The following is an 8,990-nucleotide window of genomic DNA, read 5'->3' on the forward strand; positions in this document are numbered from 1 at the left end:
TCAACAGCGCCAACTTCTCCAGCATCGCCACCGACGCCCAGGGCGTAATCCAGATCTTCAACGTCGGCGCCGAGCGCATGCTGGGCTTCACCGCCGCCGAGGTGATCAACACCATCACGCCGGCCGACATTTCCGACCCGCAGGAGCTGATCGCGCGGGCTCAAGCCCTGAGCGCGGAGCTGTCCACCCCGATCACGCCGGGGTTCGAAGCCCTGGTGTTCAAGGCCTCGCGCGGCATCGAAGACATCTACGAGCTCACCTACGTCCGCAAGGACGGCAGCCGGCTGCCGGCGGTGGTCTCCGTGACCGCGCTCCGCGACGCGCAGGACAGCATCATCGGCTATCTGCTGATCGGCACCGACAACACAGCGCGCAAACAGGCCGAAGACGCCCTACTCCAGGCCGGCGCCTTGCAGCGTGCGATCTTCAACAGCGCCAACTTCTCCAGCATCGCCACCGACGCCCAGGGCGTAATCCAGATCTTCAACGTCGGCGCCGAGCGCATGCTGGGCTACACGGCCATCGAGGTGATGAACAAGATCACGCCGGCGGAGTTTTCCGATCCGCTGGAGCTGATCGCCCGGGCCGAAGCGCTGAGCGCCGAGCTGGCCACCCCGATCACCCCCGGCTTCGAGGCCCTGGTCTTCAAGGCCTCGCGCGGCATCGAGGACATCTACGAGCTGACCAAGATCCGCAAGGACGGCACGCGCTTCCCGGCGGTCGTGTCGGTCACCGCCCTGCGCGACCCCCTGGGCGCGATCATCGGCTATCTGCTGATCGGCACGGACAACACGGCGCGCAAGCTGGTGGAGGAAGAGCAGAAGAAGTCCGACCAGCGGCTGCGGGACCAGCAGTTCTACACGCGCTCGCTGATCGAATCGAACATCGACGCCCTGATGACCATCGACCCGGCCGGCATCATCACCGACGTCAACAAGCAGACCGAGGCGCTCACCGGGTGCACGCGCGACGAGCTGATCGGCGCGCCGTTCAAGGATTGCTTCACCGATCCGGAACGGGCTGAGGCCGGGATCAAACGCGTGCTCAGCGAAAAATCGGTGACCGATTACGAGCTCACAGCGCGTGCGCGAAGCGGCAAGCAGACGGTGGTCTCCTACAACGCCACGACCTTTTACGACCGCAGCCGCACCCTGCAGGGCGTCTTCGCCGCGGCCCGCGATGTCACCGAACGCAAGCGCGTCGAAGTCGAGCTGCAGCAGGCTAAAGCCGCGGCGGAAAGCGCCAGCCGCACCAAGTCCGACTTCCTGGCCAGCATGAGCCACGAGATCCGCACGCCGATGAACGCGGTGATGGGCATCGCCGACCTCCTGGCCAAGACCGACCTCACGCCGGAGCAGGACAAGTACGTTCAGATCTTCCGCCGCTCCGGCGACAACCTCCTGAACCTGATCAACGACATCCTCGACCTTTCCAAGGTGGAGGCCTCGCAGCTCGACCTGGAGCGGACAGGCTTCTCCTTGAGCGACCACCTGGAAAAGGTGATCGAGATGGTCGCGCCCAAGGCGCAAGAGAAGGGGCTGACCCTGGTCTGCGAGATCGCGCCGGAGGTCAGCAACGACCTCGTGGGCGACCCGACCCGGCTTCGCCAGGTGCTGCTCAATCTGCTCGGCAACGCGATCAAGTTCACCCCGGAAGGCACGGTGGCCCTCAAGGTCGAGCCCGACCAGGACAGCGCCGTGCCCACCGCCCTGCGCTTCACCGTGTCGGACACCGGCATCGGGATCGCGAACGCAAAGCTGGGCCGGGTGTTCGAACGGTTCACCCAGGCTGATTCCTCGACGACCCGCCGATTCGGCGGTTCGGGCCTGGGCCTGACGATCTCGAAGCGCCTGGTTGAACTCATGGGCGGCCGCATCTGGGTGGAGAGCGTCCTGGACCAGGGCAGCGTCTTCGGTTTCGCCGTGCCCTTTGAAATCTGGTCGGAAGCCAACCGCCCGCTGGCGACGCCGGTGGGCGTCGGGCCGAAGGCGGAGCTGCCGCCCTTGCGCATCCTGCTGGCGGAGGACTCCCCCGACAACTGCACCATCGCCCTCGCCTATCTGGAGGACACGCCCTACCGGGTCGACGTCGCCGAGACCGGCGCCATCGCCTGCCAGATGTTCACCGCCGGCCACTACGACCTGGTGCTGATGGACCGGCAGATGCCGGTGATGGACGGCCTGACCGCGACCCGGACCCTGCGGGCCTGGGAGAAAGCCAATGGCCGATCGCCGACGCCAATCATCGCGCTCACCGCTTCGGCGCTAAAGGGCGACCGGGAGGCCTGTCTGGCGGCCGGCTGCACGGCCTATCTGAGCAAACCCATCAAGCAGGAGGTCCTGCTGCAGGCGATCATGGACTCCTCGGCGGTGGCCGCGCCCCCGGCGGCGCCATCCCGGGCGAGCCAGAGGTTGGCGGAGCGCACGCCGGCCTATCTCCTGAACTGCCGCCAGAATGTCATCGACATGGACGGCGCCCTGGATCGGTCCGACTTCGAGGCCGTAACCATCCTGGGCCACAATCTGCGCGGCTCCGGCGGCGGCTACGGCTTTCCGGCGATCACCGACATCGGCGCGGGCCTGGAACACGCCGCTGAGAAGGCCGACGCCAAGGCGTCGCGGCGATGGGTGGCCAAGCTTTCCAGCTATTTGGATGGGCTCGACACCGCCGCCTAGGGCGAGTTCAGCGCACGTCGGCGGACTTCAGATAGTTGATCACGATGTCGGCGATCAGCTTCGGCTGTTCGGGCAGCATGGCGTGGCCGGCGTTGGGGATGGTCACCACGGTGACGCGGTCGGGGTGGGCCTTCTTCAGCGCCTCCGCGTTGGCCGGAGCGGCGACGCGGTCGTTGGCGGCCTGGACGATCAGGATCGGCGCGTGGCCGCCATCCAGCCATTCGCCGCTGGGCGTCGCCGCGCCGGCGGCGCTCTGGCCGGCCGCCACATCGGGATACCAGCCGCCGCGCCAGACCGACGGATCGTTGCCCGGCGCGAAGAAGGCGGTCTTCACCGCCGCCAGATGCTGCTCCGGCGAGAGCGTCGTGACGAAGACGTTGCTAAGCGCCGTCTGCACCTCCGGCTCCATCTTCACCTGCCCGCCGGCCGCCAGCAGGATCAGGCGCGACACCTGCTCCGGGCGCTTCGAGGCCAGCGCGCGGACGATGCGGTTGCCGTGAGCATGGCCGATGAACACCGCCGGCTTGTCGGATAGACCCTTGGCGACCATGCCGAAGTCGTCGGCCAGGTCGAACATGGTCACGCCGTCGCTGGGGCCGCGACTCCGGCCCGCGCCGCGGGGGTCCACGGCGGCGGTCTGGAAGCCGGCGGCGGAGATCCGCGCCGCCAGGTCGTCGAAGTCCGCGGCGCCGCGTCCGAGCGAGGGGACCAGCACCACCAGCGGGCCCTTGCCGCGCACGATCGCCGAGATGGTCACTTGGCGGCCCTTGTCGTCGATGCGGGAAAAGCTGCGCAAGGTCTGGGCGCTCGCCGCGGCCGGAGCGACGGCGGCGGCTGACGCCAGGGCCAGGGCGGATCGGCGCGACAGGTGGGTCATCGGCGAGGCTCCAATTTGGGAGGGGCCACTATCGGCCGGATAGGGGCCAACGAAAAGCACCCGCTACAGAATTTTGTCAGACAATGGTGATTGTCTTGCTCGACAATTGTGCAAGGCTGGACAGGCGCGATCACCGCCCGCAGGCGCCAGCACCGCAGCCCGCATGTCCGACTCCAGAGCGCCGACCCGACTGTCCCGCCGCCAGCTGCTGGCGGGGGCGAGCCTGGCCGCCCTGGCCGCGAGCCGCCCGGCGACCGCCGGCGCCAGGCCGCTGCAGGTCGGCGCCGAATGGCCGGTCTACGGCGGCACGAACGCGGCGATGAAATATTCGCCCCTGTCGCAGATCGACCGCGGCAACGCCGGCCGACTGAAGATCGCCTGGGAATGGGAGTCGCCCGACGCGGCGGTGATCAAGGCCCACCCGGAACTGGGCTTGAAGCCCGGCGAGTTCCAGGCCACCCCGATCATGATCGGCGGCGTGCTCTACACCTCCACCGCCATGTCGCAGGTGGCCGCCATCGATGCGGCCACGGGCAAGACCCTGTGGGTCTACGATCCCCAGAGCTGGCGCCGTCCGAAGCCGACCCAGAAGGGCTTCATGCACCGCGGCGTCGCCTATTGGACCGACGGCCGCGACGCGCGGATCCTGATCGCCACGCTGGACAACCGGCTGATCGCCCTGGACGCCAGGACCGGCGCCAAGATCGCGACCTTCGGCAAGGACGGCGAGGTGGACCTGGCGGTGGTCGGGCTGCAGCGGCCGCTGACCATCGAACCGATGGACCTCTTCGCCACCACCTCGGCCCCGACCGTCTGCCGCGACGTGGTGGTGGTCGGCCAGTACATCTCCGATCCGGTGGTCCGCAAGGACATGCCGCCCGGCGACGTGCGTGGCTTCGACGTCCGCACCGGGGCGCTGATGTGGACCTTCCACACCGTGCCGATGAAAGGCGAGGTCGGCTACGAGACCTGGGACGACAATTCGGCGGACCGCAACGGCAACGCCAACATCTGGGCGCCGATGAGCGCCGACGACGAGCTGGGGCTGGTCTATCTGCCGGGCAGTTGCGCCACGAACAACTTCTACGGCGGTACGCGGCCGGGGAACGACCTCTTCGCCAACTGCCTGATCGCGCTGGACGCCCGGACCGGCCGGCGCCGCTGGCACTTCCAGGTCGTCCACCACGACGTCTGGGACTACGACCTGCCCTGCGCCCCGGCGCTCGTGGACGTGACGGTCGGCGGCAAGAAGATCAAGGCCGTCGCCCAGGCCACCAAGCACGGCTTCCTGTTCGTCTTCGACCGCACCACCGGCAAGCCCGTTTGGCCGATCGAGGAGCGGCCGGTCCCACAGAGCCTCATCGCTGGCGAACACACCTCGCCCACCCAGCCCTTCCCCACCAAGCCCGCGCCGTTCGAGCCGCAGGGCGTCAACGAGGCCGACCTGATCGATTTCTCGCCGGAGCTGCGCGCCCAGGCGAAGGAGCTGCTCAAGGACTACGAGGCCGGGCCGCTGTTCCAGCCCTACGGCCACCGCCCGACGATCAGCCGCCCCGCCTGGACCGGCGGCGCGAATTGGGAGGGCGTGGCGGTCGATCCGGAGACCGGGATCATCTACGTCCCGTCGCACTCGTCGCTGGGGGCCATGGCGCTGGACGCCGAGGGCGGACGTGTGGCGGGCCCCCGCGAAACCGAGGAGATCGCCGGCTCAGCGCGCGTGGTCAGCGGGCCCAGGGGCCTGCCGATGTTCAAGCCGCCCTACAGCCGCATCACCGCCATCGACCTGAAGACCGGCGACCATCTGTGGATGAAGCCCAACGGCCCGGGCGCCACCGGCTCCCCGGCGCTGAGGCCCTTCAACCTGGGCTGGATCGGCTCGGACCAGCGGGCGGGGCCCCTGCTCACCAAGACCCTGCTGTTCGTGGGCGAAGGCCCGCACGATCCGCGCTGGGGCAGGAAGGTGCTGCGCTCCTACGACAAGCAAACTGGCGATATCGTGGCCGAGATCGCCCTGCCCGGCTTCCCGCTCGGGCCGCCGATGACCTACCTGGCCAGGGGCAAGCAGTTCATCGTCTGCGGCATGGGCATCCGCTCCGATCCCCACAAGCTGGTCGCGCTCAGCCTGGCGTAGCGCCTGCGCCGGCGGCGCCCCGCGCGGCGAGGGAATTGATCACTTCCTGCTGGACGAAATAGATGATCCGGCGCGCGGCGCTGGCGGCGCCTTCCGCATCGCGCACCCGCAGCTTCTCGGCCAGGTCCCGCCAATCGTCGAGCGGACGGTAGGAGCGGTCCAGGACCTCGAGATAGGAGAAGTGCCAGCGGGCCTTGCGGTGCGAGGCGTTCATCATCGCGCGCGCGTCGCGGTTGGCGTGGCGGCTGATCATGGCGCCGATCTCCACGCCCTCATTGACCCGCTCCTTGGCGGTGGTGTGGTCGGCGCCGGAGATCAGGTGCTCGATCTTCTCGATGATCTCGTTCAGGTCGGCGTCTGACGCCCGGAAGCAGGCGAAACGGGTGACCAGGCCGAACAAGGCCGCGCGCACCTCGAAGAGATCGAACATCTCATAGAGGGTCGGCGTGGTGACCCGCGCGCCGCGGAACCGCTCCAGCTCGACCAGGCCATCCTGCTCCAGGAACCGCAGCGCCTCGCGCACCGCGGAGCGGCCGGCGTTCAGCTCCTCCGCCAGGCGGATCTCACGCAGCCACTCGCCGGGCTTCAGCTGGCCCGCCTGGATGCGCCGGCGCAGGTCGCTGGCCACCTCGCGCGCCGAGCGGCGATCCTTCGCAGCGCCCTCGACGTCCGTCGCCGGAAGGTCAGCGGCGGCGGAACGGACCCTCGGGGTGGACTTCGGCATGGCGGAGGTTTCCGACAAATGGATCGTGATTCAAATATAAACGGATTGTGCGTTTTCGGCGACGAAACATCATGCACGAACGCCCGGCGGTGGCAACGCAGCGCGCCCTGGCGAACATCGCCAAGCTCGATATCCAAGCTCGCCCGGGGCCTGCCCGGTGGGCGCGTCAGGCGTCGTCAGGGCGAGGCGCACGACCTGGCAATCGTAGTGCTCCCGTCGAAGGCCAGGCGCGCCGAGCCGATCAGCCGCCCGTTCAGCCAGGCCACAACGCCGATCGCGAAGAACGGCGCGCCCACAATGGCGATCGACCGGCCCAGGAGGGTTCGGACGAAGCCGAGGCAGGCGCGCCGTCCGCCAGGATCAGTGCGCGGCCGCCGGGCCGTATTCCAGGGCGTTGAAGACGAACTTGAAGGTCCCGTAGGATTGGCCACGCATGGCGACCTCCGGGCCCAGCAGGAAGACCTTGCCCTTGCCATAGCTGGCGTCGACTACGCCCGCCGTGCCGTCCAGCGCCTTCTGGCCCCAGGCCCAGCCGCTGAGCAGCGGGTCGGCGCCTTCGAACCAGGAGACCTGCTTGGCCTTGTCCGGCGCGGTGATCTTGAACACCGGGCTGGAGTCGAAGAACACGTCGACCTTGTCGGCGAAGCCGAAGCCCAGCGGGGTCTTGTTGTCGACCTTGGCGGAGAGGATCGACCCGGGGATATAGAACTTGGTCGATGGCAGCGGCGCGGGCTTGCCGTCCTTGCCGGGCGCGGCCAGGCCGTTCTCCGTCAGCTTCAGATATTCGCCGAGGTGCGTGGAGCCGCCGATGGCCACCGCCGTGCCGCCCTTGTCGATGAAGGCCTGGATCTGCGGCAGGGTCTTCTCGGCCGTCACATTGCCCAGCATCTTGCGATATTGCTCGGGCACTTCCTCCGGCTTGGGCAGGCCCCGACCACCGCCGCCTCCGCCATAGCGGCCTGTCCCGCCCGGGATCGCCCCGTCGACGAACAGCAGCACGTCGTACTTGGCGTTCAGGTTCCCGGCGTCGAGCTCCGGCCCGTAGACCAGGGTGTAGGGGAACTCGAACTGCTCCACGACCCACTGCATCCAGCCGGAGGTGATCAGGCCGCCATAGGTGTCGACGATGCCGATCCGCGGCGCCTTCAGCGCGATCTTCTCGCCCTTGGGCGCGGAGCCCATGGCGTAGGCGTTGATGCCGAGGTCGGTGACGCTCTTGCCGACGATGGCCTTCGCCGCGCCGGTGGCCGGCACCCAGACCGAGCCCGGACCGAACGACTGGCCGTCCGCCATGACGGAGTCCTTCACCCAATAGACCGGGACCTTGGCCTTCTGCAGGCGGTTGGTCAGCGTGAAGCTGTTGTTGGTCCGGTGATCCAGGATCCAGCCCGCTGCGCCTCCGCCCACCACCTTGCCGGGCGGCGGCGCCATCACTTCGCTGATCGCCTGGAAGGGCCCTGAGAAGCCTTCGAGGATGCGGTCGTACTTCACCCCCATCTGGTAGCTCAGGTTATAGCCGGTAATGTCGTAGGGCTTGATCGGCGGGCCCCCCGGGAACTCGAAGTCCTGCGGGTGGTCCTGCGGCTCGAACATGTCGAGGACGTGCGGCCGGTAGGCCTGGTCGCAGAGCACCACGTAGCTGCCGGCCGGATAGGTCTTGCCGTTCACGGTGAAGGGCGCCGTCGCCTTGTCCACTACGATGCCTGACTTGATCAGCGCATTCAGGAACTTGATCGTGGTCGGCATGTCCGGCTGATCGGGCGGCAGGATGTAGCCGCGCGGATCGCGCTCGGCCGGATCGTGCAGCACCGTCTCGTAGAGTTTCGGATCGACCACCGAGCTCTGATCGCCATTGCCGGCCAGGCCGTCGCCGCCGCGGGTGCGCGGCGGAGGCCCCGCGGCCTTCGAGGCCTCGACCACCGCGGCGACGCGCTTGGGCGTGACGGTCCAGTTGTCCCGGCTGCCGCGCGTGATGGAGTTCTTGCCCATCAGATAGCGGTTGTAGAGCAGGTCCTCGCGGTTCTTGGAGGCGTAGTCCATGACCGCGCGATTGAGGCTCTTCACGTACTCGACCGTCTGGCGGAAGTGCCAGATCTGCGGTGCGACGGGGTAGAGTTCGTCCTGGTTGGAGAGCTGCTTCGACGGCACGAACGGCAGCTGCATCGGCGTCGGGCTGCCGATGATTTCGGTCAGGATGCCGACCACATTGTGGAAGTAGCCGGTGGTGCGCAGGCCGCCGTTGAACCAGGTCGAATAGGGCGCCGCCGAACGCTCACCCGAGCCCGGCTTGTCCTCCTGGATCAGGCGGCTGTGCATGGCCGCCGAAACCCCATCCAGCTCGCTCAGCACCAAGGGATCGAAGTGATAGTTCGACGGATTGCGGAACGGCGGGATGAACACCACCTCGCCCAGCGGCCCGGTCTGGTGCTCGTTGTAGACGATCTGCGGGAACCAGGTCTTGAACATCGCCCGGTTGATCGCCGTCGTCTCGGGCATGTTCGACATGTAGTATTCGCGGTTGTTGTCGTGCCCGACGTAGCGCTGGTAGAGCACCGGCAGGTCGCTGAGCGAGCGCGCCTTCGG

General features: G+C 68.0%; 5 protein-coding genes. 2 read left to right on the top strand and 3 right to left on the bottom strand.

Translation table 11 applies throughout. The features are described from left to right. Positions 1 to 2,675 (top strand): PAS domain S-box protein (locus VHS75_RS21700; RefSeq protein WP_329640712.1); only part of this gene is annotated, 2,675 nt, incomplete at its 5' end. Between the two features lie 7 nt (positions 2,676 to 2,682). Here VHS75_RS21700 and VHS75_RS21705 read toward each other — a convergent pair. After that, positions 2,683 to 3,552 (bottom strand): alpha/beta hydrolase, encoded by an 870-nt coding sequence (locus VHS75_RS21705; protein WP_329640713.1) that lies wholly within the window; start codon positions 3,550 to 3,552, stop codon positions 2,683 to 2,685. 163 nt (positions 3,553 to 3,715) lie between these two features. Between VHS75_RS21705 and VHS75_RS21710 the strand changes: the two genes are divergently transcribed. After that, the gene (locus VHS75_RS21710) at positions 3,716 to 5,683 is read left to right on the top strand and encodes a pyrroloquinoline quinone-dependent dehydrogenase (RefSeq protein WP_329640714.1); all 1,968 of its coding nucleotides are present in this window, start codon (positions 3,716 to 3,718) and stop codon (positions 5,681 to 5,683) included. Here VHS75_RS21710 and VHS75_RS21715 read toward each other — a convergent pair. Both VHS75_RS21715 and VHS75_RS21720 read right to left on the bottom strand, forming a co-directional pair. Continuing rightward, positions 5,670 to 6,407 (bottom strand): GntR family transcriptional regulator, encoded by a 738-nt coding sequence (locus VHS75_RS21715; protein WP_329640715.1) that lies wholly within the window; start codon positions 6,405 to 6,407, stop codon positions 5,670 to 5,672. The genes VHS75_RS21710 and VHS75_RS21715 overlap by 14 nt on opposite strands. Positions 6,408 to 6,767: 360 nt before the next feature. Next, positions 6,768 to 8,990: peptidase (locus VHS75_RS21720; RefSeq protein ID WP_329640716.1), on the bottom strand; the 2,223-nt coding region annotated here is incomplete at its 5' end.

The organism is Phenylobacterium sp. (assembly GCF_036264965.1).
Taxonomy (GTDB): domain Bacteria; phylum Pseudomonadota; class Alphaproteobacteria; order Caulobacterales; family Caulobacteraceae; genus Phenylobacterium.